The following is a 25,035-nucleotide window of genomic DNA, read 5'->3' as shown; positions in this document are numbered from 1 at the left end:
CCGCACACAGATAGGCGTGTCCTCGCGCCATGGGCACATAAGGTGATGTCGGCGCACCACACCTGGTTGGGACGCTCCACAGCCAGCTCCCGCAGCAAGTACGGGTAGATGCGGTGCCCTTCTCCAGGCTGGCTCGTGCGCGGACGACAGTAGATGGCCTCCAGCCCCATCTGACGTCGCAGACGCTGCAATCGCTTGCGGTTGGCCTTGATGCCATGGTCGCGCTCCAGCACCTTCAACAGGCGCCGGGTTCCCAAGCAAGGATCCTTGAGATAAAGCTCATCGAGCAACCTCATGATACGGCGGTCCTCGCCGCTCTCAGGCACAGCCTCATAGCCAAGCATCGAGCGGCACACCCCCAGCAGTTCACACTGGCTTCTCATGCTCAAAACGGGGTGTTCTTTTTCGACCAGCCCGGCAGGTCGTTCCAGATGCCGAGCTGTTTGGACTTTTTTTGCAGAAAGTCCACTTTCACGGCCAGCTCCCCGATCTTGGAGTGCAGCTGGGCTCGTTCGCGCTCGTGCTCCTCCTGGTCGGCACGGCCATGATCCTGACCAAAGACCCCGGCCATCCCTGCCTGTAGCGTCTTCTTCCAATCAGAGACCTGCACCGGATGGATGTCGTTTTCCTTGGCGATCTCAGCGATGGTCTTGAGGCCCTTGAGCGCTTCGAGCGCCACACGGGCCTTGAATTCGGGGTCGTGTCTTCTACGTTTGGCTTTCATTTTCGAGTTTCAGGTTCTGGTTTACTCCAGCCCCGCCCAAATCCAAAACTACAACTTCAGCACTGGTCCGATTTTCGGGGTCCACCTCATACTGCCGCGCCCGTGCCCGCCTGCCCAAGTTGCTCCTAAAGGCTGCCCGCCGCATGGCGCAATGCGTCTGCGCACATTTCAGCTCCAACAACCAAGGCAGGGTGCTGGTCATGGACGGCACTGGTATCACCCTGCAAGATACCTGGCACAACTCCCAGGCCTGTGCCTGCGGCCCCAGTCAAAAAAAGGCTGCGGCTTTCCCCTTATGAAGCTGGTGGGCCTCTTTGATTTGAGCTTAGGAGCGTGGCTGGCCACCGTCAAACGAGGAACCCGTGTCCATGATGCGGCCATGGCGTGGCGTCTCCTCAAGCACCTTCACCCAGGGGACATCCTGGTGGCTGACCGCGGATTTTGCTCCTACGCCTTCATCGCCGTGCTCAAAGAGCGGGGTGTCGAGGTGGTGATGCGAGTTCACCACTCACGCCAATGTGATCTGCGCAAAGGCCGATGGCTGGGCAAAGGTGACCGCATGAAGACTTGGTCCAGGCCGCCACGCATTGCCAAAAGCATCAACGCAGCGCGTCATCACACCCTCCCTGAGCAACTGCAGGTGTGTCTTTTGAGCGTCGAGATCGCGGTGAAGGCTCATCGTACACGCAAGTTGTGGCTGGTGAGCACTCTCATGGATGCGCGTGAGTGGAACGCCTCTGAGATCGCGAAGCTTTACCTGAAACGCTGGCAGGTGGAGTTGTTCTTTGCTGACATCAAGACCACCATGAACATGGACATGTTGCGCACGCGCAGCCCTCACATGGTGGCTCGTGAACTGCTTATGCACATGATCGCTTACAATGTGGTCTGGCTGCTGATGGCGCAGGCCGAGCCCCTCAGAGACCTTGAGTCCAAAGGCCACCTGAGCTTCAAAGGAACCAGGGACAGGATCGACCAGTGGCAGTGGAGCTTGTGGAGTGCTGCGAGCAACCGGCAGGCCCAAACGTGGTATGTACAGATGCTGCAGAGCATCGCAGATGACCCTGTGTTGGAGCGACCGTTTCGGCGGGAGCCGCGCTGCTTGAAGCGCAGGCCCAAGAATTACCAGTTATTGACTCGACCAAGACACCTGCTGAAGGAGGAACCTCACCGGGCGCAAAGAAAAACCAAAATCAAGGCCGCCGCTTAAGTCAGTGCCATTCTAGACAGGCTATTTGTAGAGAAAGCGGGTCAGCATCGTTCGACGCAACGGCATCAGAGGCCGCCCGACGAGAGCGGGCGACGACTGGTGGTGGAAATGAAAGCACTGAGTGAAGCGCATCCCCGGTGGGGACAGCGGCGCATTTGGCGGCTGTTGCGCAACCAGGGCTGGAAGATCAATCACAAGCGGGTGCATCGGCAGTAGTACCACGAGAAGTACCACGAGACAGGCTATGCGCACGCTGTCCTACGCTTGTGAGCAATTGGGCGTGTGCCAAGATCGCTTTGTCACGGTATTGGCAATCCGTCGAAGCCGAGCGATTCCGGGCTTGCTTCCTCCACCTCCGTATGAGTGGGCAGGCGCGAATCGGGGGAGGAGGTTAACACTCATCTCATGTCACGCGCATCGTCTGATACTGGCAAGGCAGGTAGGCTCAAGGGCTGGACGACCATTCGCTGGGGGAAGCTATCCCTCCGAGGGTGGGCTGAGCTTTTGGGTCTGGTGGCCGCGACGGCGTGCATCGTCGCCATCCTCTTTGTGCGACGTGAGTACGTGCCCTACCGGCCTGGTCACACCTTCAATGTGCACGACGCTACCTTCTTTGGCTCCGCCCATGCGGCGGCGGATGCCGTGCCCATAGAGGGCAACAAGGTGACTCTGCTGCACAATGGAAATGGCATCTTTCCACCCATGTTGGAAGCCATCCGGGGAGCCCGACACACCGTGAATTTTGAGGCGTTCCTGTTTCATTCCGGGAAGGTGGGAGACCAGTTCATTGAGGCATTTAATGAACGCGCCAGGGCTGGTGTGGAGGTTCGTATCCTGCTGGACGGCATCGGTTCCGGCACATCACTGAAGAACAGTGATGTGAAGAGGATGACGGACGCGGGTTGCCGGTTCGCCTATTATCACCCCACCCGGGCGCTGCGTCTGGACCGGATCAATCGCCGTACCCACCGTCGGGTGCTTGTGATCGACGGGAAGGTGGGATTCACCGGTGGGGCTGGTTTTGCCGACGAATGGGAGGGGGATGGTGCTAAAGTGGACAACTGGCGGGAGATCCATGCGAAGTTGGAAGGGCCGGTGGTGGCCAAGCTGCAAAGCGCCTTCCAGCAACACTGGTTGAGCGAAACAAAAGAACTGCTTACGGGCGCACATCACTTCCCGGTGCTGGAGAAGGCTGGCACGTTGAGGGTGCAGGCTACCAGTTCCAACGAATTCACCGTGGCAGCCCTGCCTCTGATCCAGGCGGTGGCCATGGCCGCGGCGGAGAAGACCATCTACATCACGAATCCCTATTGCACCCCGACCGAGGATCAAGTCTGGGTGTTGCGTGAGGCAGTGAAGCGCGGCGTCGACGTACGGATGATCCTGCCGGGCAAATACAACGACCAGCCTGCTACGAAGGCCGCCGGCCGCGGAAGCTACGGCGAGTTGCTCAAAGCCGGCGTTAAGATCTACGAGTTCAATCCCACAATGATCCACTCCAAGACCATGGTGGTGGATGGAATGTTCTCAATGATCGGTACCTCGAACCTGGACGCCAGGTCCTCCCTCATCAATGAAGAGATTGACATTTCAGTCTATGACGAAAGTTTTGGTGCGGAGATGAACCGTGTATTCCTGGAGGACTTCAAGAACTCCAGAGAATACACCCTGGAAGACTTCAAGAAGCGATCAATCAAGGAGCGTTTTGTGGAGTGGGTGGTAAAACCTTTCCGCTCTCAGCTTTAGCCCGCCGGACTGCAAGGGGGGCAGCATCGCTGGGAACAGAAATAACGTTATTTGGTGGGCATGGGGCTCGATCAAGCCCCTTCAATGGCTGCATCAGGCCTGCCCGTTCCTGACGTGCGTACAACTGCTCAAGGTTCAAGAATAGTGCCGTTGCTGCGGATGACTTCGCTGAACCAATGCGCGGAGTCCTTGAGGGTGCGGACTTGGCTCTCGTAGTCAACATGGATGAGGCCGAAGCGCTCCCGGTAGCCGCGGCTCCATTCAAAGTTGTCGAGCAGCGACCAGTGGAAATAACCGGCAAGCGGAATGCCCTCCGCATGGGCGCGATGCAACTGGCGGAGGTAGCGTGTCAGAAAATCAATCCTCTGTGCATCATGCACCCGGCCGTCGAGGGCGACCCAATCCATGGAGGAGAGGCCATTTTCGAAGACGTAGAGCGGCAGTCGATAGCGCTCATGGAAGAAGCGCGAGGCCCAGTACATCCCTTCGGGATGCAAGGGCCAACCGGTCAACGTGCGGGGTTCGCCGGGGCGCTCAGGAAGCACCTGCCATTGGGAATCGACGGCACTTTCAACAATGCGTCCGAAGTAGTAGTTGAATCCAAAGAAATCGAGCGGCTGCTGAATCTCCATGAGATCGGACGCGGGTAGGGCGTCCAGAAAAGCAGGCAGGTTCTGACTGAGGATCTTGGGATAACGGCCGTAGATCATCGGTTCGGGCCACCAGACATTGTCCAGCCAGAGGTCATGGTCCGGCCGCCATTCGGGTTCCAACGTGAGACGTCTCGCTGCTTCCACGCAGGCTGGATCGTCCGGTCGAGCGGGAATCCCGATCTTGGTGGCAATGGCGAAGCCGATCCTGGAACCATTGGAGCGTTGGCGGATGACGGGGACTGCCCGACCGTGAGCAAGATTTACATGATGGACGGCTTGCATGGTCTCCAGGTGCGAGAGCCTGAGTCCTGGAGCGTGGCTGCCCTCAGAGTAGCCCAGTCCGAGGAAGATCTGAGGTTCGTTAAAGGTGATCCAGTCCTTGACGCGATCACCAAGACGGGTGGCTACACCGTCAGCGTAGTCGGCGAAATGGCTGGCGATCTCGCGATTCAGCCAGCCTCCGCGTGCTTGAAGTGCTTGAGGCAGATCCCAGTGGTACAGGGTTAAATACGGGCGAATGCCAGCTTCAAGCAATCCATCGACCAGGCGAGAGTAGAAATCTAGACCCGCCTGGTTAATGCTTCCCGTGCCTTCGGGGAGAATGCGGGACCAGGATACGGAGAAACGAAATGCCTGGAGACCGATTTGCTTCATCAAGGCAATGGCCTCAGGCCAGCGGTGGTAGAAGTCACACGCGGTGGCAGTGGTGTCGCCATTGAGGACTCTTCCGGGCTGACGACAGAACTCGTCCCAGATCGACGGACCCCGGCCATCGGCGGTTGCCCCGCCTTCAATCTGGGCAGCTGCCGTGGCGGCACCCCAGACGAAGTGGTCAGGGAATCTAAAAGGCGTCGTCATCCCATTCATCCGTTTCCCCCTGTGCTGGCTAGCTGGCTTCCAATTGGAGCAGTTTTTGCGCATGGCGTGAAGCAAACAATTGGGGACTCAGAACCTGTTTGGATAAAAACATCTGGGTGTGGCAGGATAAATTAAGGGATTAAGATAAGAGAGGCTTCGCCGAGGCTGAGATCTGCCCCTCCGGGTTGCGGTCCTTTTGAGCCTGGACGGCGTTGCTCATCGGTTGTGAATCTCGATTCACGCCCTCTTCACGCCTTGCCCAGACTCAAAATGCCTCGCAACACACCCAGCGTTTTTATCCAAACAGGTTCTCAGGATTCAGCGGACGCAGACGAAGTGTCATTGTAGGAATTGCCCTTCTTTGAGAGCTGTACGCAAAGTCAGCTTTGATGGGGGTACCAGGTGCGGTTCCAGCAATTGACTATCGGAAAGGGGGAACGGAGTTAGTGTGGCCCAGCTCTACTTGATCCTTGTACTCAATTCCGCCAACAATATACTATCCGATAAAATAAACCCCCAATCATGCGTCGCTCAAATTCCCGTCTCGTCACCATTGCCCTGCTTCCGATTGCCTTGCTTACTGGCTGTGACTTCCGGCTCTCCACCAACGACTCTTCAAGCGGGTCGTCAGGCGGATCGAATCGGAAGGAAATTGCCGAGAGCATTGACAAGGAGGAGGCCCTTGAGGCGATTCGCCTTCAGTCCGTAACCGATCCAGGTGGGGAAAAGGCTGCGGCTTTTCGCAAGCAGATGGCGGAGCTGTTGTATGCTCAGAAGTTTGACGAAATGGAGATGGAAGCTGCCGCTGCGCGCGCCAGCAAGGAGGTGTTCGGCAACGGTTCCTGGAAAATCTCGCAGTTCTATCAGGCGTTTGAGCGCAAGAACCGCGATGCTCAGGGGCTCTGGAACGTGACGGAAGATGCTCTCCAGGCTTGGCAAAAGGCCTATCCGAACTCGGTGACGGCCCGCATCGCTTACGCTGACTTTCTCGTGGACTACGCCTGGCACGCGCGGGGCACCGGCTATGCCAACACAGTTACCCCTGAAGGATGGAGACTGATGAAAGAACGTCTCACCCAGGCGAACAAGGTCCTTGTTGAAGCTGGCAAGCTTCCCGAGAAGGATCCCGTGCTGTACCTCGTCGCCCTTCAGGTTGCCTTGGGGGTGGGACTCGATAAACCCGGTTATGAAAAGCTCATGGATGAAGCTCATGCGTTTGAGCCTACATTTTGGGGCTATGACGCCTCTCGTGCCTACTCCTTGTTGCCCCGATGGCATGGAGAGAAAGGCGAATGGGAAGCATTTGCTGCCAAGATGGCAGCACGCCCGGATGGTCTTGGTGCGGAAGGATACGCTCGCATTGTGATGCGCCTGGTGGACTTTCACGAAAACATCTTCAGGGAATCGAAGGCCTCCTGGCCCAAGACCAAGGAAGGGATCGAGATCCTGAAGAAGAAGTATCCTGACTCGGTGGAGATTCTCAGCTATGGCGCTCTTCTGGCCACCTGTGCCTACGACAATGCGACCGCCAAGGCGTACTTCGAGGAGCTCGGGGATCGATACCTTGAAGACAGCAATGTCTGGCCCTCGAAGGAGAGCTTCGTGCATTACCGCAAGTGGGCTCGCACGGGCAAGTGGTGAATGAAACTGGAGGGGGCTGAAAGTCTCTGGGCAAAGAGACGATTTCAATGGGCCGCTCGTGAAGGCACCAGCATAACCCCGGAAGAGCTCGCTGAGCCGCAATTGGGTGCCAACCGCACATAAGGCTGATCGGCTGGGGTGGAGAACTGAGAGAATCTATGAGAAGTGTCTTTGGAATACTCGCGCTGTTGTTAGGAGTGCTGCTGGCTCTTGCCCCGTTTCATTTTCTGGGAGGAAGAGCCAACGCGGCGGGTGACGGGGGGCCAAACTTTGTACCCGCATTCAAGGCGCTCTGTTCGCTGGGCGGTTCCGTGGTGGCCTTTCTTGTTGCTTGGTTTCTTCTGAAGCGTCGTATCTGAGAGCGGTGTTCAGCTAGAGGTGGGCATGCTCTTTCTTTGCGATTCTCACGGTACCGTATGCTGAGGTGTGAAGTGCATAGGGACTATCGCGAGGCTGCTGAAGAAGGCGGAAAGAGTGACGATTACGGTCATCAACCTCTCAATTTGGACGTGAACAATGGTGCCAGATCATGAAAGGCGTTGAACATGCTATGCGCCCCCAAATCAAAGTTGAAGCCGTCTCAGCAGACGCCATGAGCTGGTTGTTTGAAGGTCCTTTCAATCCGCCGGCGCTGGGCGATGAAGGATTTGATGAAGAGTATTGGCACGCGCAGGATGCCGTTCGACAGCAACTGGAGAGAATGGGGGGGCGTTTGTGATCCCATGCATGGCAATTTTGTGATGAACGACTCTCACAGGAGGTCCCGGTGGATGTCGGTTGAGCTGAGCAGTGAGGCGCTGGTGGGCACAGACTTCTTGCCTGCAATCATCGAGACACTGAACGAGTTGCCGATGAGCTACGCGATTTATGTATCACACGAGTGCCCTGAAGACCCTATCTTTCATCTGGTTGTGTTCCGTGATCGTATCGTGCACCAGACATCCAGTTCGAAGTGGCTGCGTCAGTTAGTGAGTGGGATTGGCTGGTAGGGCACCTTTGTATCGGACGATAGTTCAACCAGTCAGAACCCTGTTGACGGATGAGCCCGCGACAGAAGATGAAGCATTTCCCATCACATGAAAATTCACCACCTCAACTGCGGTATTCTGCACGCTCCGCCCGGGCCGAAGGCCTCATGCCATTGTTTGCTGATTGAGCATGAGGGCAGGTTGGTACTGGTGGATACAGGCATCGGCCTGGAGGATATCAAGCGACCTCTTGAGCGGATTGGGCCGTTTGCGATTAGAGCCGCAGGGTTTCAGTTTCACGAAGAACTGACGGCGGCGCGGCAGGTGGCGGGGCTCGGCTTTCGGGTGGGGGACGTGACAGACATTGTTCTCACCCATGGCGATCATGACCATGTAGGTGGATTGGCAGATTTCCCGGCGGCGAAGGTGCATGTGGCAGCCGAGGAGTTGGCCCAGATCGAGTCTGGCAACGGGCGATACTCAGCGGCTCAGTTTGCGCATGGCCCCCTGTGGGTTGTGCACGGGGTTTCATCTGAGCGCTGGTTCGGGTTGGAGGCTCGGCGGATGGCTTTGGTGCCGGGGTGCGATATTTACCTCGTACCGCTCTTTGGGCACACGCTCGGACATTGCGGGGTGGCAGTTCAGGTGGGTGAGCGATGGCTCTTGCATGTGGGGGATGCGTATTACCTGAAGGTGGAGCTCTCGATGGACGATCATCCGGTGTCGGCGCTGGCGGCGATGCGGGCCGAGGATGATGGGTTGCGGCGGGCGAGTTTGGCGGAGTTGCGCCGACTGGTGAAGGACAATGCGGCGGAGGTCGATCTGGTGGGCTACCATGATTTCAGTGAGTTTCCGACTGGGACGTGAAAGGGGGGGCGATTTGTCTCGCGGTTAGCGGCAATAGCGCGGGGGTCACTCCAGAAGTGGCAGGCGGTCATTGGGCTCAGGGGTATGACTCGATTCCTCGCTCCGCTCACGCAGCCGGTTGGCACAACCGTGCTACGCGGCAGGCGATAGCTGTGAGTAGCAGGGCGCTTTGACTCGGCATGGATAGCGTCCGGCAGCGCGAGTGACGCATCGAAATGCTGTACTACTTTGCCAGTGAAGCTGAAGGCTGCATCAGCTCTGCACCGCTATTCACGGTTCACGGAATAATATGCACCTCATCACCCACGCGGACCATGCCGAAGATCTTCTTGGCGATTTCGTTGGGCAGGCGGATGCAGCCATGGGAGGCAGGGCGTCCGGTCACGTAGCCGCTGTGCAGGCCGATGGAGCTGCAGTTGAGGCGCATGAAGTAGGGCATGGGCACCTTGTAGATGGTGGAGGTCCAGTCCTTGTACTTGTTCGTGATGACGTAGCGCCCGGCAGGGGTGCGGTAGCCAGCACGGCCGGTGGAGATCTTGGTGTCGATCTGCCGGACACCTTCGATTTCTACCCAGGCTTTCTGGTTGCTGAGATCCACTGTGACCAGAATGTGAGGTTCAGACTCAGGCTGGCGGCCCAGAAGGATGCGCATGACATACAGGAAGCGCTGGTCGGCGGCGAAATTGATCGCGTACCGATAGCTGGGCATGGTGTGCGACTGCTTGTTGGCCCCGTACTCCAGCAGGAGGGCGACGGCCTCGACATCGCCGCGGCCAGCGCAGGCCATGAGCGGGGTGATGTGCTTTTCTCTCTTCAGCTGCCAGCGCAGGAATTCATCGGCCACGGAGTTGACAATCTCGGACGAGACGGGGGACGCGAACGGCTTGCTGGGGTTACCACCTGCGGCCAGAAGGGCCTTCAGGAGGAAGGGGTGGCGCCGCAGGGAGGCCAGGGCTACGGGAGTCTGACCATCTGCCCCCGCCAAGTTGGGATCCGCCCCGTGGAGCAACAGAAAGATCGCCATGGCAGGCTGGCCGGAGCGAAGCGCCAGGCACAGGGGAGTGTCCTTCTCAGGGGTGATCTCGTTGGCCGAGTACCCTTCATTCAGCAGACCTGACACGAGTTCCTGATCGCCTGCGAGCACCGCCTCATAGATGCCAGGCTGACCGGGCACCTGATTTACTGCATTGGTAGGCAAGGTGGGGGCCACCGTCGCGGGCAACTCCGTCACCGCAGAGGGCCTGGGCACCTCGGTTACGGCACTGGAGCGCCGCGTGCTGGTCTCCATCGACAGGAGTTCTTCCGCCTCCAGGCTGGAGAACGCAAGAAGGGGCACGCACAAGGCCGCGAGGGAGAGCGGTTTCATGAATCGCCGTGGGTGAGGGTCGGGGAACAATGTGGGATAAAATACGATCTGCAAGCAGTGTCTCGTTTCTATTCGGAAGTGAGCCGGGTGGGGAAGTCTTAAAAGCGGCAAAAAAGTCGGAAAAGTTTGCGGCATGAGTCTGCGTTAGACTTTCTCCCCATTTTGCCCAGTTGCCCCTGATTGACTTTCGACCCCCACCATGAGACGCCGCGACTTTCTCCGATCTGCCACGCTGGGCACTGCCGCCCTCGCTATTTCCCCTGCGCCCGCACCGGGTGCGGAGGCCCCTTTTGCCTTTCGATACCTCACCAGCTCTGCGATGTACGGCAATCTCCCGCTGGAGGCGGTGATTGCTGAGACCCCGAAGACCGGGGCGGCGAGTCTGGATGTGTGGCCGCGTAGGCATGGTACCCAGCGGGAGCAGATGGACGAGCTCGGGCATGAGAAGGTGGCCGCCCTGCTGGAGACTCACAAGGTGAAGCTTGACTGCATCACCCGCTATGATCTGGGCCCGTTCAAGCTTCAGGAGGAGATGCTGGTGCTCAAAAAGTTTGGGGGGAAAGTGCTCGTCACGGGAGGCTCCGGTCCGGTGGGCCTGACGGGGCCGGACCTGAAAAAAGCGGTCCAAGAGTTTGTGGAGAAGCTGAAACCCCACCTGGCGAGGGCAGGGGAGCTCGGCTTGACCATCGCCATCGAGAACCACGGCAAGAACCTGATCGATGCACCTGACGCTATCCGCTGGCTCGCTGAGTTCGGCAAGGATCTGCCAATGGGCATTGAACTCGCGCCTTATCACTTGCCTCAGGATCCGGAGCTCATTGCTGGTCTCATTCGTGAACTCGGCAGCAAGCTCACGGTTTTTCTGGCCTGGGAGTACGGGATGGGATGTATGAAACCGATGCCCAAGGACGAGGAACTACAGCAACTGCCTGGTCGGGGCAAGCTGGACTTCGTCCCCATTGTGAAGGCGCTCAAGGAGATTCGGTTTGCCGGGTACACCCAGGTCTTCATGCATCCCACCCCGCGGGGCATCCCCATCCTGCCCACGGCGGAGCAAACGACGGCGGAGATCAATCACTCCCGGACCTATCTGGAAAACTGTCTCGCCAAGGCTTAGGCTGGCACATCCGGCCCTTCATTCATCCACTCCACAGCCCTGGCATGCTTCTGCTGCGCTATCTCACCCCTCTGGCATTCTGTCTGGCACTGGCCAGTAAATCTGCTGCCCATCCTGGTCAGGCGGATCCCGTTGAGTATCCCTTCGTGGCGGGCTTTGACCGCTTCTACTCTGCTGAGGATGATGAAGATCACCTCGCGCAGGGCGGGATGCTGCTGCTCCAGGAGTTCAACTGTACGGGCTGTCACGCAGCGCCCAAGAGCTGGGAGGATCGCCTGGAAACACGTCCAAAAGTGGCGCTGGATGGAGTCGGCAGCCGCTTGAGTGCCGACGAACTCTGGCTCTTCATCCGCAGTCCCCAGCATCGCAAGAAGGGCACCCTCATGCCGGGCCTGTTCGCGGGTGAGGATCGGGATCCGAAGGTGGTGGAGGCGCTCACGGTGTACCTCTCCAGCCTGAAGAAGGAGCCCAAGAAGTTTCCGCAAGGGGATGTGGAGCGGGGACGCCAGCTCTACCACACAATCGGCTGTGTGGCCTGCCATGAACCCGCAGCGCTTACGGACTACAAGCCCGTTGAGGCTCCGCCTGGACTTGATGTGGAAAAGCCGGGGCTGCCCTCTGTGCCCCTGCTGCTGGCGGACAAGTATGACTTCCACGCCCTGGCGGCGTTCCTCCAGGATCCGCTGAGCATCCGCCATGCCGGGCGCATGCCCGCGACAGAGCTCTCCGACCAGGAATCGGCCGACGTGGCGGCGTACCTCCAGTTAAACCGCGAACCCTCCAACACCATGGAGCGCACGCTGCTGGCGTTGCCTCCTCAAACCCCGGAGGAGGGGCGCAAGCAGTTCGTGGCCCAGGGCTGCACGGCCTGTCATGACGCTGGCAAGGTGGAGCCTCTGCCCCGCGTGAAGCCGCTGAAAGACTTGCGGGTGACGGAGGGATGCCTCTCCATTGCGAAGAAGGCGGGCATTCCAGACTACGGCATGAGCGATCTGCAGCGTCGGGCCATGCTGCTGGCGCTGAAAGACGTGCAGGGCACGACACCGCAACCGCGGTCCACCCTGCAGACCGTGGATGCCTTCCTCATGAAGATGAACTGCTACGCCTGCCACGAATGGCGGGGCACGGGTGGGCTGGAGGAGCCCCGGGCGCAGTACCTGACCGTGTACGAGGCCGCCGCGCACTCTCTGGGTGAACTGGGCCGTCTGCCGCCCAAGCTGGACGTGGCCGGGCGTAAACTGACGGATGAATGGTTTGCCAGGTTGCTCTGGGGCACAGGTGGCGGGGTGCGGTCTTACATGACCACCCGCATGCCCCGCTTTGGCCAGGACAACTGCGTGGGCTTCCTCCCGGCGCTCAAGGAGTCGGCCAAGCCTGAGAAACCGATCGCGATCGATACCAGCGGTCTGCTCAAGCACCATCGCTCTGAGCTGGGGCGCGGCCTCATGGGTGTGGGCACGGGCGGCCTGGGGTGTGTGTCCTGTCACGGGCTGAAGGATCGCAAGTCGCTGGGGGTGCCGGTGATCAATCTGACCCACACCGTGCACCGGTTGACGCCAGAGTATTTCAAAGAACTCCTGCTCAATCCCCAGGTCACGCAGCCTGGCACGCTGATGCCGCCGCTCTTCATGGGCCGGAAGAAGGCCGACCAGGAAATCGAGCAGCTCTGGACCTACCTCAAGGAGCTCGACCAATCCCGTTTGCCAGAGGGCCTTCTCCAGACTGGAGACTATGAGATCAAGCCGGAAAAATCAGATCGGCCGGTAGTGTTCCGCACTTTCCTAGAAGGGGCCGGCATGCAGGCCGTGACCGTAGGCAGCCCCAAGGGCGTGCACGCTGCATTCGACGCGCTCGAGATGCACTGGGCCGTGGTCTGGAAGGGACGCTTTATCGATGCCATGACCACCTGGGAAGAGCGGGCCATGACCCCCGCGAAACCGCTGGGTACCTTGGGACCTGCCCTGCCACCACGCATGCCTTTGACCCGCCTGAAATCCGCCAGTGATTCCTGGCCGGAAGCTTGTGGGGAGGCGGCAGGTTACCACTATGTTGGCTACCGTATGTCCAAAGATGGAACCCCCATCTTCCTCTATGAGGTGGGCGGGCTGAAGGTGGAGGATACGATGAGCCCGGCTCCCAAAGGGGACGGGCTGCTCAGGAAGATCAAGATCACCGGGGCCAGTGATGCGGTTGCAGAAGGCTGGTACTTCCTGGGCGTGGACAAGACCGCCCAACCCAAACCCGTGAGCCTGACCAAAGGAACGGTGGAGTTCGAGGAATACATCAAGTTTTAACGCCACATGCGAAAGTACATCTCCACCGGGCTGCCCATGCTGGCCGCCCTCCTCATGGCCCAGCTCCCATCGGTGGCGCATGCTGCCAGCGCGAATCCCGCCTACACGGTGACGCCATATGTGCTGCCGGATGGCGTGAAGCTGGAGGCCAGCGGCCTGGCGCTGCTGCCCGATGGGCGGCTGGCGGTCTCCGTCCGCAAGGGGGAGATCTGGATCCTGGAACATCCCGAGGCTGATCCCACGGATGCCAAGGCCGTGGGTTACCGTCTTTATGCCTCGGGCTTGCACGAGCCACTGGGGCTGCTCTGGCATGACGGTGCTCTCTATACGGTGCAGCGTTCGGAGTTGACCAAGATCCGTGACACTGACGGGGATGGCGTGGCTGATGAGTATCTGGCGGTGGCCAAGGGCTGGGGGGTAAGCGGAAACTACCACGAGTACGCCTACGGTCCGGTGCTGGACCGGGAGGGGAACTTCTGGATTACCCTGAATGCCTCGATGGGCGGGCCGGTGAAACTCGCCGGTCATCGCATGCAGGAGAAACACTGGCGTGGCTGGGCGGTGAGCGTCTCACCTGATGGCAAGCTGTCCCCGATGAGTGCAGGACTACGCTCGCCCTGCGGCATCGCCGTGAACGGGGAGGGGGACGTTTTCTGTACGGACCAGCAGGGCAACTGGTGGAGCACCAACCCGCTGCTTCACCTGCGCAAAGGTGCGTTCTTCGGTCACGCGGACTCGTTGCCGGATGCCCAGCTTCCGGAGTCGCCAGTGGCCGATCCCGGGAAACTGCCCCAGGGCATCACCGTGGTGGAGGCCTCCCGTCAGGTGAAGGGGTTTGCGCTGCCCGCTGTATGGTTTCCATATGTAAAGGCAGGGCAGAGCCCCACGGGGTTGGTTTGTGACCTCACGGGTGGAAAGTTTGGCCCGTTTGAGAAGCAGATGTTCGTGGGAGAGTTTGTGCTTTCTGGCGTGAACCGCGTCTTCCTGGAAAAAGTGGGCGGCGAGTACCAGGGGGCGGTGTTCCGTTTCCAAGACGGTTTGCAGAGCGCGGCTCTGAGCCTGGCCTTTCTAAAGGACGGTTCCCTGCTGGTGGGCGAGTCCAACCGGGGCTGGAACTCTCAGGGCACACGTTCATTCGGTCTGGAGCGCATCCAGTGGACTGGCCAGACACCCTTTGAGATTCAGAAGATGGAAGCGCAACCTGACGGCTTCCGGGTGACCTTTACCGATGAGGTCGATCCTGCGACCACCAGCGCCGTTGGCAGCTATCAGATGAGCAGCTACACCTACCTCTACCACCAGAAGTACGGTGGCGACGAGGTGGAGACCAAGCCCGTGACCATCTCCCGGGTTACCCTGGAGCCAGGCGCAAAAAGCGTCCTTCTGAAGTGCGAGGGCCTCCGGGAAGGCTATGTGCACGAATTAGTCGTCCCCGGTGTGCGGTCAAAAAAGGGGGCGCAACTGGCTCATGCTGAGGGTTATTATACATTAAACCGGATTCCCGGGAAATGAGTGGGATCAGGCCAGTGAAAATAATTTCAAAAAGATTCGCCCCGCATTGAACACAGTGGGTAGCAGCAACTCTAATCTATCTGTAGTGCTGAGTGAGTGATTACCAGCACTGCTGTCTTGAGAGTGATTGGTTGTTGTCAATCAAACCCGCGCAAGCGGGATATGTGTTGAGGTTGATGCCAAAAGGGCTGGGCGAATGGGAGTTCGCCCAGCCCAACTCTTTTTAGGGGCCATGCAACCGACACCAGCTGCCGCGAACGGTTGCAGGACCCATTTCCAACAATTTGGGATTCTTTGAACACTCTCCACCCTACCGATACTAACTCTTCTGTAGTGCTGAGTGAGTGATTACCAGCACTGCTGTCTTGAGAGTGATTGGTTGTTGTCAATTAAGCCCGCGCAAGCGGGATATGTGTTGAGGTTGATGCCAATAGGGCTGGGCGAATGGGAGTTCGCCCAGCCCAATTTTTTGTGGGGAGCTGGTCACTTTGCCTTTACAATGTAATAGCATCGATGATACAGATCGCATCGATGAAACTTACCCCCGTTATTTTAACTCTTGTGGCCCTGATCTTTCAGGCCTCCTGCGCCTCGAGTCCCCATACAGGGGATATCGTCTCTGAGAAGGTTGTCCACTTTGCGGGGAAAAGGTTCGTGCACCAGCGGATAGTGCGGAGTACCAATCCCTACGAGACGGAGCTTCGGACGATCCAAATTCGCTGAGGCTTATGAAGTTGGGCGTCCTCAGGGGTGCCCCGCCCGCACCACCTTCACCCAGGTGGTCTCACCACAGTGCGCAGCAGCCTTGGTTGCCAGGGCTGCTGCATCCGTTTCCGATTGCGCCACGGCAAAGACGGTCGAGCCAGAGCCCGACATGAGGGCCGCCCGGGTCTCTACTTGATCCAGCAGCCACATCTTAAGGGCGGGGAGGAGTGACCACTTCTCAAAGACCGGTCGCTCCAGATCGTTCACCATCGGGCCCCAAGGACAGAGTTGGGGAGCGTAGAGCACCCCATGCAGTTGGGTGGATGTGCTCCACTGCTTGTATGCCCATGGGGTGGGGATGCCAAAAGGCGGTTTGATCAGGACCACAGGGAGCTGCCAGGGGAAATCCAAGGGGGTCAGGACCTCGCCCCGGCCAGTGGCATCGCAAACGGCGTCGTACAGGAAAAAAGGCACATCAGACCCCAGCTGGGAGCCGAGGGTGACCAACGTTTCCTGGGACAGGGGATGTCCAGAGAGCAAGTTGAGCCCTCGCAGCGTCATGGCGGCGTTGCTGCTGCCGCCACCCAGTCCAGCCCCGTGGGGAATGCGCTTTTCCAGATGCAGGTTCCAAGATTGAGGGGTTCCCGTGGCCTTTTCAAAGGCACGCAGGGCCTTCATCACCAGATTCGTCTCATCGGTGGGCAGGGAGGCGTCAGAGCAGGTCAGTTGGCTGATCCTAGGAGTCGCTGAAGCCTCGGAAAAAGAAAGGGTGTCACTCAGGTCCAGCGGGCAGAGTCGGGTGTCCAGTGCGTGAAAGCCATCCTCCCGCTTCCCCAACACGCGCAGGTGCAGGTTGATCTTGGCAGGGCAGGAGAGTTGGAGAACGGGTGACGACATCGCCTTCGTGAATACGCGGTTCGGGCCTTCGGTCAACGAGGATGCTTTCCGATGCAAATGTTCAAAAAAGCCAGACAACTGTCCAAAAAACTTGTCAAATTCCTGCTAATTCAAGTAGCCTTGGCAAAAATTCACCAGGACCTTTGAGGAGGTTCATGGGGCGGACATCTGGCACGTTTTTGTCATTCACGTCATGAAGAATCTCAAGCGACCCCCCGCTAAGAAGTCGCCAGCCAAGACGGCCGCTCCACTTGCAAGGAAACCAGCGTTGGTAAAGTCAAAGGCTGTACCGGTCTCTATTCCGGCTTCTAAGAAGCCCGCCCCCAAGGCGGCTGCAAAAGCTACAGCGAAGCCCGCGGCTCCGACAGTGGTTTCCGTCGCCGCTTGGGAGGACGATCCGGAATCGGGCTTGAAGCTGGCTCATCGCTCGCCTGCCACCCTCACTCTGGGAAGCTTGCCGCTTCAACTCCGTGGAGAGGCTCCCAAGCCGGGTGTGTACCCGCCAGGGACCGACAATTTTCGATACTGGAATGCCGCCGACGCCCTCCGTCGGGCGAGGGAAGTCTGGAGGCCGCATCTTCCCGAGACTGTGCACTGGCAAGGTGGGGCACCTCTGGAGGTGGACGTGGCTGGCACGAACGACCTCAACGCCTACTATGACCGCAAGACCATTTCCTTCTTCACGGGAGAGGTCAAAGGCCGCGCCATCCATACTGCCGAAAGCCCTGACATTGTCGCCCACGAACTGGGCCACGCCGTGCTGGATGCCCTGAGGCCGGATCTGTGGGATGCTGCGCTTGATGAGGTGGCCGCATTTCACGAGTCCTTTGCCGATATCACGGCGTTGTTGACCGCATTGCAGCTGGAGTCGGTTTGTGAACACGTTATCAAAGAGACCGGCGGGCTGATTTATCAGAATTCCACACTGTCACGCATTGCCGTGCAGTATGGCAAGGCCGTGCATGATCTGAACTCCGGCTCTGCGCCGCCGGACTGCCTGCGGAACGCGGTGAATTCCTTGTTCTACCGGGAGCCCATGCACCTGCCGCCCATGGCGCCGCATTCGGAGTTGTCCTCAGATCCACACTCATTCTCCCGCGTTTTCACTTCAGGATTTTTCGAGGCCATGGCGGGCATGCTCAAGGTACATGCCGCTGAGCCGACTGCCGCTGATCTGCTCTCCGTCGCAAAAGACGCCGCTGCCTTGCTGGCCAAGGCCGTGCGTACCGCGGCGCTGAGCGCTGCCTTCTACAGCGAAGTGGCCGCGCAGGTGATCTGGGCGGACGCCGCCCTGTTCAGCGGCAAGTATGACGAGGTGCTCCGCAGCGCCTTTGTGCGTCGTGGTCTGTTGAGCCTGGAAGCGGTGCGCAGCCTGCGCGCTGAGGCCAACCGGGCGCTCAATGCCGGCAAACCCACCCCAGGAGGCGATGAGATGCCCCGTGGTCGCGACATGATGATGCGTGCTACGGCCTACGGCTTGGGCGAAGGGGCGCTGGTCGTGCGGACGGCGTCCTTCTCACGGCGTGGGATGATTGCTCCGGCCGCCCCGGATGCAGGGTCCACACCGGTGCCGGGAGTAGAACAGGCTACCCAATCATTTCTGGAAACGCTGTTCCGAAGGGGACGCGTTGATTTCAGCCTGTGCAAACCTGGATTGAGCAGTGTGCCGCACACGCATGTGAAGCGGAAGACCCACTATCTGGTGGAACAAAATGGACAGTATCACTTGCGTCGCCGATGTTTTGATGAAGGGTTCGAGGACTTGATCGTCTGAACGAACTTTTCCCATGAAACTCGAGAAGGTAAAGTATGTCCTCATGGCCCAGGACATGGAGCGGGCCGTTGCATTTTATGTCGACACCTTTGGCCTGAAAAAGGGCTTCGTCAGCCCATGGTGGTCGGAGTTGTTGTTTGGGGATGCCATCGTCGCCTTGCATGGTGGCGGGGAAGGGGAGCAGAGCGTCACCAGTCTAAGCCTCCAGGTGGATGATGCCGCGGCAGCTTGTGCCATCGTCGAAGCGGCGGGCGGGAGCATCGTGGAGCCTCCTGTGCAGCGGGAGGGCGAGCCCATCAAGCTGGGAAGGTTTGTGGATCCAGAGGGGAATCTGGTGATGCTGACGGAGTATGTGGGGTGAGAGGATGGCGTTTGGCTTAATGGGGAGTTCGATAAAACGATGGGCTGGCAGGGTGCGTTGAGCTTCTGCTGAGCCGTCCCGCATGCGGGACCTATCCCATCAAGGTAGCAAGTCGCCACTCATCACAACTCCTCCCTGGGTGTGCAAATTTGAGGGCTGTGGGCCCGGTTCATTCAGGGATGTTAGCGGTGGGCAGGCTTGATGAGTCCCAGCCTTCGGTTCTTTTGAACCTGTGATTTCACCAACTGGAACCTAAGTTTGCCAGCCTCACGACGATCCAATTCTGAAACCCATTGGCAGTCAAAACAGCGGTGCCATCGCTTTTCCCTGATGGCATTGTTCCCGCATGCGGGACGGCTCAGAAGCGAGTGTCCTCACCGAACTCGCTCTAATGCTCCGATCCGACCTGGAGGCAACGGACTGTGCCTCCAAGTGGTTGGTTGAATCGCACGTTCGTGGCCCTACCACTTGGCCGAGGGCGCCCAAGTCATGGACAGACGGTTGGTGCCGCTCGCAAAGAGGTTTGCGGATTTTGCGCTCTCCGGTTCGGGGTAGTCGAACACCTTGCCCTCGTAGTTGCGGATGAGGGTATGGTGGCTGTCCTTCGCGAGGACGTATTCCGGGTTCACCGGCACCTTGCCGCCGCCGCCGGGGGCGTCGATGACGAACTGGGGGACACCGTAGCCAGTGGTGTGGCCACGAAGACTTTCGATGATCTCCAGCCCCTTGCTCACGCTGGTGCGGAGGTGGGAGCTGCCTTGGATGAGGTCGCACTGGTAGAGATAGTACGGGCGCACACGGCTCATGAGAAGCTTGTGCACCAGGGCCTTCATCACTTCTGGATCGTCATTCACGCCGCGCAGCAGCACGCTCTGATTTCCCAGCGGGATGCCGTGGTTGGCCAGGCGTTCGAGAGCTTCTTTGACCTCAATCGTGATTTCACGCGGATGGTTGGTATGCACGCTCATCCACAAGGGATGGTACTTGGCGAGCATGGTGCACAGTTCGGGCGTGATGCGCTGGGGCAGGAAGATGGGCACCCGGGAACCAATACGCAGGAACTCGATATGGGGGATGGCGCGCAGGCGTTTGAGGATGCCTTCCAGCTTCGCGTCGGAGAAGAGCAGGGCGTCGCCACCGCTCAAGAGCACGTCACGCACCTCGGTGTGGGCTTCCAGATACTTGAAGACAGCTTCAAACTCTGTGTGCAGTTCCTGGTCACCTACGCCGCTCACCACGCGGCTGCGGGTGCAGTAGCGGCAGTAGCTCGCGCAGCGGTCCGTCACCAGGAAGAGCACGCGGTCTGGATAGCGGTGCACCAAGCCGGGAACTGGCATGTGGGAATCCTCGCCACAGGGGTCGGACATCTCATCTGGGTCGTCCCAGGTCTCCTCAATGCGGGGGATCACCTGACGGCGGATGGGGCAGTCTGGATCGGTGGGGTGGATCAGGTTGAAGAAATGGGGCGTGATCGCCATGGCCAGCTTGTTGCCGGAAAGCAGCACCCCGGCGCGCTCTTCCTCGCTCAAGACCAGATGCTCCTCCAGTTTGGCCAGGGAGTTGACCCGGTTCTTCAGCTGCCACTGGGCGCTGTTCCACTCCGCTTCGGATACGTTCTTGTCTTTCCAGTAGCCGGGGGCGTGGCTGCGGAACGCTTTTTCAGGAAGGCTGGATGTGAGCATGGAGTGTTGTGCCGTGATGCTAGAACGGCCGTTGTTGGTGTCAAATTCGTAAGAAGTACGACAGCTGCGGCTGTCTTGGTCTCCTTCTGGATTGAAACTTTTCATGGGGATTGGTTGCGGCGGGATGGAAATGTTTCAGCGTAGCGCTACCCTGTGTTAAAAAGACGCCATGTTGCAGCACGCCCGTGAAATTGCCCCCTCGGTCTCCTGGGAGATCCTTGTCCGGGTGAAACGCAGCGGCGGCATGTCCGTCAACGAACTGGCGGCGGAGTTGAAAATGTCCTACATGGGCGTCAAACAACACTGCGATGATCTGCGAAAGCAGGGTTATGTGGATACGTGGCGTCGCCCGAAAGGGACGGGCCGCCCCGAGAAAATTTATCGGCCAGCTCCCAAGCTCGATCTTGTGCTGACCAACTGGGGAAGTGAACTCTGCCTGGGACTGCTGGCCCACGCCGCCCAGGCGTATGGCGAGTCTGCCCCGGACCGCCTGCTGTACAGCTACCTCCAGCAAAAGGCGGAGCGCTGGGCATCGAAGATGAAGGGGAAGACCCTGCGCGAACGCCTTGTGGAACTGGTGAAGATGCGCAATGCGGACGGGTGGATGTCTGAGCTGGTGACGGATGAGCAAGGCACGCGGCTGCTCGACCACCACAGCCCTCTTGCCGAGGTGGCGCGGCTCTACCCAAATGTCTGGGAGATGGAGTCCCGGGCGCTGACCAAGGTCCTTGGCATTCCCATTGAGCGCACGGTGAATGGCACGCGCAGTGAGATGCGACTGATCACGGGCGATGAGGTGCCCGCGCCGGCGGTAGTGCCTGTTTCAACTCTGGTGGAAGAGGTGGCCCCCGTGTTGGAGACCGAACCTGTTCCAGAACCTGAACCTGAGCCGGACATTCAGCATGCCCCTGAGCCTCAGCCAGAGCCCGTGCCGATAGCGGAAGCTGAGGTCGAATTCGTCGAGCAGGCAGCGCCAGTGCCGGAGCCTACTCCTGCTCCAGTGGTCGAGGAAATCCCGTCATGGCCCGAGCCGCTCATGCCTCCAGTTTTTGCCGATGTGCCCGACGTTAAGTTCGAGCCGGAGGATGTGGTGGCGATCGTCGAGGAGGAGCCGGCTCCGGCAAACGAAGTGGAGGAGCCGGACGCACCCGCGCGCGCCTCGGCCTCGGCCGAGGTGGTGCCGACTGCTCCGGCTCCGAAGTCCAAGCAGACCACCGCGTCTGCCAAAAAAGGTCAGGCAGTGCAGGCTGACTTGTTCGATTTCTAGAGATTCGTACGAAGGGCAGCCCAAAGAGGGATTGCCCTCCACGGTCCAAGAGCCCGTTTACTTCTCGGTTTCTTTGTTCTCGCCAGCGGGCGCAGGCATTCCCAGGTCGGCGGCGATTTTTTCATGAAGGCGCACGACGTATTCCTGAAGGCGTTTTGGGGTGTTGGGATCTCTCTTGGGCAGCGCGGCAATGCGATCTTTGACAGGCAGAGCTTTTTCATCCAGCGCGTCCAGCCCGTTGAGTGCCTCCATAGCCGCAGGTTGGCTGCTCCGAGTGGGATCTGCCTCCTTCACCAAGAGATCAAGGCAGGCTGCCAGGTCAGCGGGGTTGCCGTACAGGCCGAGTGCGGAAGCGGCGGCGATGCGCACACTCGGGGAGGTGTCGCCGAAAAGAACAAGCAGGCGATCGTGACCAGCTTGAACCCCGGAGGCTCCCCGCATCTGGAGGCCTAGTACACCCCAGTAACGTATGATGGGATGAGCATGCGAGAGCGCGCTGACGAACGGGGTCGGGTCGGCATCCGTGTAGCGGGAGGCGCGAGATGCCAAATCGAACACCGCCTCAAACGGATAGGCCGCCTCTGTCTGGAAGGCGTCCCGGGGTGATTGCTGGTTCCCGGAAACTCGCAGCCGTTCAGCTTCTGGAATGAAACCCAAATCGCGAACCTGACGGGCCTGGTTCTCCAGCGCTTTCCGCAGGACGCTCAGACGTCCCTGCTGTTCGGGAACCTCTGCCAGATTGTGGACCTCCCAGGGATCAGATTGCAGATCATAGAGCTCTTCCACTGGCTTTGGCTCCCAGAAATGGCGTTGGTCGGTATTCAGCTTGCCAGCGGCGGCCAGATCCCGCCAGACGCGGGCGGTGGGCATCTGGAACATGTAGCCGAGATGCTGGCCGTAGGGCAGGTGCGGCATGAAGTGCCGCAGGTAGACGAAGCGGCCATCCGTGACACTGCGCAACAGGTCATAGCGTTCGTCCATGCGACCACGAAAGCCGTGCAGAAACTCCGGGGCTGGTGCGGGATGAGTCCCAGCGAAGGCTCGTCCTTGCAGATATGAGGGTGCTTCTTTCCCGATGAGGCTTAGCAGCGTGGGGGCCAGATCCACAAAGCTCACCAACCGATCGGTGGTGCCGCCTGCCTGGTAGCCCTGTGGGGCCAAGTGGGCGTACTTGGGTGGGAAACAGACGATGAGCGGCACCTGCAGTCCGCTGTTGTACGGCCATCGTTTGCTCCGGGGCATGCCCGCGCCGTGGTCGCCGTAGTAGAAGACGATGGTGATCTCGGCCAGCCCGGATTCTTCCAGCTCCTTCAGTCGCCGGCCCACCTCCTGATCCATCTCTGTGAGTTTGTCATAGTACTGCGCCCAATCGTGCCGCACTTCCGGCGTGTCTGGGTGATAAGGGGGGAGCGGGGCCGCAGCGGGGTCGTGCACCAGCTTGTGACCGGGTGTCCGGATCTGGCTCTCGTGCGAGATCGTCGTGTTAAAGACCGCGAAGAAGGGCTGACCTGCCGGCCGCTTCTTGTAGTGAGCCTTGGCGCTGCTTTCGTCCCAGGTGCCGTCGGGCTTCTCCAGGTTGTAGTCTTCTTTGCTGTTGTTCGTGCAGTAGTAGCCCGCTGCCCGCAGCAGTTGCGGATAGAGCTGGGTCCCGGCAGGCAGGGGAACCATGGAGCGCATGTGTTCACTGCCATCGCCAGTAGGGATTCGACCGCTGATAATAGTGGTGCGGGCCGGGGCGCACACGGGTGCGTTGGACCAGGCTTTGTTGTACCTCAGACCTCGGGCCGCCAGAGCATCGATGTTGGGCGTCCTGGCATACTTGTCGCCGTAGCAACCGAGCTGTGGACCGTTATCCTCGCTGGTCAGCCACAGAATATTGGGCGGGGCCTCTGCCTGGGACACGGCATGGGGAATGAACAACAGCAGGAAAAAGAGCAGAAGAGGGCGACGCGGAAGCATCCCGCTAAGACGAAGTCGGAGAGTCCTCAATTGCAACCATTTGCCCATGGGCCGAAAGCCTCTATGGTGGGCGCATGCCAGAGCACGTCATCCATCACAAGGTCAAACGGCCGTCGTCCATCACCGTGGGCGAGTTCTTTGAGCGAAATCGGGAGGCGCTCAAGCTCAAGCTGATGGGGACTGTGACGGGATTTTCCCGGAAAATCAATGAGCCCTCGGTCAACCGACCGGGCCTGGCCCTGAGCGGATTCTTCACCTACTTTGCCTACAAGCGGATCCAGGTCATCGGGAATTCAGAGGTCTCCTATCTCAACGGGCTGGCCCCCGAGGAAGCCAGCCGCCGGTTCCGACAGCTCTGCATGGCCGATATTCCGTGTCTGGTGGTAGCGAGGGAGAAACGCCTGAACCCAGATTTGATCCGGGTGGCGGATGAGAATGGCATCAGCGTCTTCCAGACCTCCATGGTGACCATGAAGTTCATCAATGCCGCCACCATCCGGTTGGACTGGGCGTTTGCGCCAACGACGGTCATTCACGGATGCCTCGTGGATGTCCAGGGGGTGGGAGTGCTGATCCAGGGCCCCAGCGGTAGTGGCAAGAGTGAGGCCGTTCTCGGATTGTTGGAGCGCGGGGCCAGCATGGTGGCGGATGATGCGGTGCACTTTCGCATGATTGAGGAGCGCGAGATCCACGGCCGGGCTCCTGACCTGACCCGCAATCTCATCGAAGTGCGAGGAATTGGTCTGTTGAATGTTGCCGCCATCTTCGGAGTGGGAGCAGTTCGGTTGTCTAAACGACTTGACCTGGTCACTCAATTGGTGCCCGATGCAGATCTGAGCGAAGTTGAACGGTTTGACGCGGGCACACACACGGTGAACATTCTGGGAATGGATGTTCCGCTTCTTCAGGTACCGGTCGTAGCCGGTCGTGATGTGGCCGGACTCATCGAAATTGCCGCCCTAAACCACAAACTGAGAACCTTTGGCTATAACAGCGCAGCGGAATTTGACCAAAGGCTCTTGAAAAAAATGGCGGATGAGCAATCAGGGTAGTCTCAGATCGCACTCTTGGCCGTTAGGAAAAAAGACAGCATGAGCACTTGCACCCAAGAATTTACCATCAGCAACAAACTGGGCATGCATGCGCGCCCTGCAGCGCAATTCGTCAAGAGAGCCAGCAAGTACAAGTGTAATGTCTGGGTGGAGAAAGATGACGAGCAAGTGAACGGCAAGAGCATCATGGGTCTCATGATGCTGGCTGCCGGTCACGGAGCGAAAATCATCGTCACCGCGGAGGGGGCCGATGCCGAGGCTGCCGTGAAGGAACTTGGCTCTCTTATCCAAAGTGGGTTTGACGACGGGGACTGACGCTGCTTGCATAGGCGCCTCAGTGAACCTTCTTATCCCTTGCTGGCATGATTCCCGCTAACGCGGG

General features: G+C 59.2%; 18 protein-coding genes and 1 pseudogene. 13 read left to right on the top strand and 6 right to left on the bottom strand.

What is annotated here, in order from left to right:
* Positions 1 to 724, bottom strand: a pseudogene (locus BV034_RS35100) (IS3 family transposase); the annotation flags it as partial.
* On the opposite strand from BV034_RS35100, the gene BV034_RS20360 reads away from it, so the two are divergent.
* Positions 618 to 1,934, top strand: a complete 1,317-nt coding sequence (locus BV034_RS20360) for an IS4 family transposase (protein WP_081887979.1) — start codon at positions 618 to 620, stop codon at positions 1,932 to 1,934. The pseudogene BV034_RS35100 and the gene BV034_RS20360 sit on opposite strands and share 107 nt — an antisense overlap.
* 405 nt (positions 1,935 to 2,339) lie before the next feature.
* Positions 2,340 to 3,680: a phospholipase D-like domain-containing protein gene (locus tag BV034_RS20355; RefSeq protein WP_081887977.1), complete on the top strand. Its 1,341-nt coding sequence runs from the start codon at positions 2,340 to 2,342 to the stop codon at positions 3,678 to 3,680.
* Between the two features lie 128 nt (positions 3,681 to 3,808).
* Here BV034_RS20355 and BV034_RS20350 read toward each other — a convergent pair whose 3' ends face one another.
* The gene (locus BV034_RS20350; protein ID WP_265593242.1) at positions 3,809 to 5,191 is read right to left on the bottom strand and encodes a GH1 family beta-glucosidase; all 1,383 of its coding nucleotides are present in this window, start codon (positions 5,189 to 5,191) and stop codon (positions 3,809 to 3,811) included.
* 522 nt (positions 5,192 to 5,713) lie between these two features.
* On the opposite strand from BV034_RS20350, the gene BV034_RS20345 reads away from it, so the two are divergent.
* From BV034_RS20345 to BV034_RS20335, 3 genes are all read left to right on the top strand, one after another.
* Entirely contained in the window at positions 5,714 to 6,832 is a 1,119-nt protein-coding gene (locus BV034_RS20345; RefSeq protein ID WP_050028816.1) for a DUF4034 domain-containing protein, read from the top strand.
* A gap of 529 nt (positions 6,833 to 7,361) precedes the next feature.
* On the top strand, positions 7,362 to 7,550 hold the full coding sequence (locus BV034_RS36275; RefSeq protein ID WP_265593241.1) for a hypothetical protein: 189 nt from the start codon (positions 7,362 to 7,364) through the stop codon (positions 7,548 to 7,550).
* A 358-nt stretch (positions 7,551 to 7,908) separates the two neighbouring features.
* Positions 7,909 to 8,667 carry an MBL fold metallo-hydrolase gene (locus tag BV034_RS20335; protein ID WP_050028814.1) on the top strand — a complete coding sequence of 253 codons (759 nt, stop codon included), beginning with the start codon at positions 7,909 to 7,911 and terminating at the stop codon, positions 8,665 to 8,667.
* A 277-nt stretch (positions 8,668 to 8,944) separates the two neighbouring features.
* On the opposite strand, the gene BV034_RS20330 is transcribed toward BV034_RS20335, so the two are convergent.
* Positions 8,945 to 10,033, bottom strand: a complete 1,089-nt coding sequence (locus tag BV034_RS20330; protein ID WP_050028813.1) for a L,D-transpeptidase family protein — start codon at positions 10,031 to 10,033, stop codon at positions 8,945 to 8,947.
* 199 nt (positions 10,034 to 10,232) lie between these two features.
* On the opposite strand from BV034_RS20330, the gene BV034_RS20325 reads away from it, so the two are divergent.
* The 3 genes from BV034_RS20325 to BV034_RS20315 are packed head-to-tail and all read left to right on the top strand — an operon-like array spanning position 10,233 to position 14,956.
* Complete coding sequence (locus tag BV034_RS20325) at positions 10,233 to 11,150, top strand: sugar phosphate isomerase/epimerase (RefSeq protein WP_050028812.1); 918 nt, start codon at positions 10,233 to 10,235, stop codon at positions 11,148 to 11,150.
* Positions 11,151 to 11,194: 44 nt separating this feature from the next.
* Entirely contained in the window at positions 11,195 to 13,444 is a 2,250-nt protein-coding gene (locus BV034_RS20320; protein WP_050028811.1) for a c-type cytochrome, read from the top strand.
* Between the two features lie 6 nt (positions 13,445 to 13,450).
* Positions 13,451 to 14,956, top strand: a complete 1,506-nt coding sequence (locus BV034_RS20315) for a hypothetical protein (protein WP_050028810.1) — start codon at positions 13,451 to 13,453, stop codon at positions 14,954 to 14,956.
* 744 nt (positions 14,957 to 15,700) lie between these two features.
* Here BV034_RS20315 and ispE read toward each other — a convergent pair.
* Complete coding sequence (ispE, locus tag BV034_RS20305; protein WP_050028808.1) at positions 15,701 to 16,558, bottom strand: 4-(cytidine 5'-diphospho)-2-C-methyl-D-erythritol kinase; 858 nt, start codon at positions 16,556 to 16,558, stop codon at positions 15,701 to 15,703.
* Between the two features lie 193 nt (positions 16,559 to 16,751).
* Here ispE and BV034_RS20300 point away from each other — a divergent pair, with 193 nt between their 5' ends.
* Together BV034_RS20300 and BV034_RS20295 are read left to right on the top strand one after the other, a co-directional pair.
* Entirely contained in the window at positions 16,752 to 18,332 is a 1,581-nt protein-coding gene (locus tag BV034_RS20300; protein WP_265593240.1) for a hypothetical protein, read from the top strand.
* 13 nt (positions 18,333 to 18,345) lie between these two features.
* A complete protein-coding gene (locus BV034_RS20295) occupies positions 18,346 to 18,693 on the top strand; it encodes a VOC family protein (protein ID WP_050028806.1) in 348 nt (115 codons plus the stop codon).
* A 461-nt stretch (positions 18,694 to 19,154) separates the two neighbouring features.
* Here the strand turns inward: BV034_RS20295 and BV034_RS20290 are convergent, their stop codons facing one another.
* A complete protein-coding gene (locus BV034_RS20290; protein WP_050028824.1) occupies positions 19,155 to 20,375 on the bottom strand; it encodes a KamA family radical SAM protein in 1,221 nt (406 codons plus the stop codon).
* A gap of 169 nt (positions 20,376 to 20,544) precedes the next feature.
* Here BV034_RS20290 and BV034_RS20285 point away from each other — a divergent pair, with 169 nt between their 5' ends.
* The gene (locus BV034_RS20285; RefSeq protein WP_050028805.1) at positions 20,545 to 21,642 is read left to right on the top strand and encodes a winged helix-turn-helix transcriptional regulator; all 1,098 of its coding nucleotides are present in this window, start codon (positions 20,545 to 20,547) and stop codon (positions 21,640 to 21,642) included.
* Between the two features lie 57 nt (positions 21,643 to 21,699).
* On the opposite strand, the gene BV034_RS20280 is transcribed toward BV034_RS20285, so the two are convergent.
* Positions 21,700 to 23,601 carry a sulfatase-like hydrolase/transferase gene (locus BV034_RS20280; RefSeq protein ID WP_050028804.1) on the bottom strand — a complete coding sequence of 634 codons (1,902 nt, stop codon included), beginning with the start codon at positions 23,599 to 23,601 and terminating at the stop codon, positions 21,700 to 21,702.
* A gap of 74 nt (positions 23,602 to 23,675) precedes the next feature.
* On the opposite strand from BV034_RS20280, the gene hprK reads away from it, so the two are divergent.
* Positions 23,676 to 24,653: an HPr(Ser) kinase/phosphatase gene (gene hprK / locus BV034_RS20275; protein WP_038167477.1), complete on the top strand. Its 978-nt coding sequence runs from the start codon at positions 23,676 to 23,678 to the stop codon at positions 24,651 to 24,653.
* Between the two features lie 39 nt (positions 24,654 to 24,692).
* Complete coding sequence (locus BV034_RS20270; RefSeq protein ID WP_009961215.1) at positions 24,693 to 24,968, top strand: HPr family phosphocarrier protein; 276 nt, start codon at positions 24,693 to 24,695, stop codon at positions 24,966 to 24,968.
* The last annotated feature ends 67 nt before the right edge of the window (positions 24,969 to 25,035 follow it).

This window comes from Verrucomicrobium sp. BvORR034 (genome assembly GCF_000739635.1).
Lineage (GTDB): Bacteria > Verrucomicrobiota > Verrucomicrobiia > Verrucomicrobiales > Verrucomicrobiaceae > Verrucomicrobium.
The sequence above is the reverse complement of the archived record's forward strand: the minus strand, read 5'-3'. Positions and strand labels throughout refer to the sequence as shown.

What these genes read in the sequence shown, in the direction of transcription:
- BV034_RS20360 (WP_081887979.1), top strand. Translation starts at nt 618, where the DNA reads ATGTCGTTTTCCTTGGCGATCTCAGCGATGGTCTTGAGGCCCTTGAGC.
- BV034_RS20355 (WP_081887977.1), top strand. Translation starts at nt 2,340, where the DNA reads ATGTCACGCGCATCGTCTGATACTGGCAAGGCAGGTAGGCTCAAGGGC.
- BV034_RS20350 (WP_265593242.1), bottom strand. Translation starts at nt 5,191, where the DNA reads ATGACGACGCCTTTTAGATTCCCTGACCACTTCGTCTGGGGTGCCGCC.
- BV034_RS20345 (WP_050028816.1), top strand. Translation starts at nt 5,714, where the DNA reads ATGCGTCGCTCAAATTCCCGTCTCGTCACCATTGCCCTGCTTCCGATT.
- BV034_RS36275 (WP_265593241.1), top strand. Translation starts at nt 7,362, where the DNA reads ATGAAAGGCGTTGAACATGCTATGCGCCCCCAAATCAAAGTTGAAGCC.
- BV034_RS20335 (WP_050028814.1), top strand. Translation starts at nt 7,909, where the DNA reads ATGAAAATTCACCACCTCAACTGCGGTATTCTGCACGCTCCGCCCGGG.
- BV034_RS20330 (WP_050028813.1), bottom strand. Translation starts at nt 10,033, where the DNA reads ATGAAACCGCTCTCCCTCGCGGCCTTGTGCGTGCCCCTTCTTGCGTTC.
- BV034_RS20325 (WP_050028812.1), top strand. Translation starts at nt 10,233, where the DNA reads ATGAGACGCCGCGACTTTCTCCGATCTGCCACGCTGGGCACTGCCGCC.
- BV034_RS20320 (WP_050028811.1), top strand. Translation starts at nt 11,195, where the DNA reads ATGCTTCTGCTGCGCTATCTCACCCCTCTGGCATTCTGTCTGGCACTG.
- BV034_RS20315 (WP_050028810.1), top strand. Translation starts at nt 13,451, where the DNA reads ATGCGAAAGTACATCTCCACCGGGCTGCCCATGCTGGCCGCCCTCCTC.
- ispE (WP_050028808.1), bottom strand. Translation starts at nt 16,558, where the DNA reads ATGTCGTCACCCGTTCTCCAACTCTCCTGCCCTGCCAAGATCAACCTG.
- BV034_RS20300 (WP_265593240.1), top strand. Translation starts at nt 16,752, where the DNA reads ATGAAGAATCTCAAGCGACCCCCCGCTAAGAAGTCGCCAGCCAAGACG.
- BV034_RS20295 (WP_050028806.1), top strand. Translation starts at nt 18,346, where the DNA reads ATGAAACTCGAGAAGGTAAAGTATGTCCTCATGGCCCAGGACATGGAG.
- BV034_RS20290 (WP_050028824.1), bottom strand. Translation starts at nt 20,375, where the DNA reads ATGCTCACATCCAGCCTTCCTGAAAAAGCGTTCCGCAGCCACGCCCCC.
- BV034_RS20285 (WP_050028805.1), top strand. Translation starts at nt 20,545, where the DNA reads ATGTTGCAGCACGCCCGTGAAATTGCCCCCTCGGTCTCCTGGGAGATC.
- BV034_RS20280 (WP_050028804.1), bottom strand. Translation starts at nt 23,601, where the DNA reads ATGCTTCCGCGTCGCCCTCTTCTGCTCTTTTTCCTGCTGTTGTTCATT.
- hprK (WP_038167477.1), top strand. Translation starts at nt 23,676, where the DNA reads ATGCCAGAGCACGTCATCCATCACAAGGTCAAACGGCCGTCGTCCATC.
- BV034_RS20270 (WP_009961215.1), top strand. Translation starts at nt 24,693, where the DNA reads ATGAGCACTTGCACCCAAGAATTTACCATCAGCAACAAACTGGGCATG.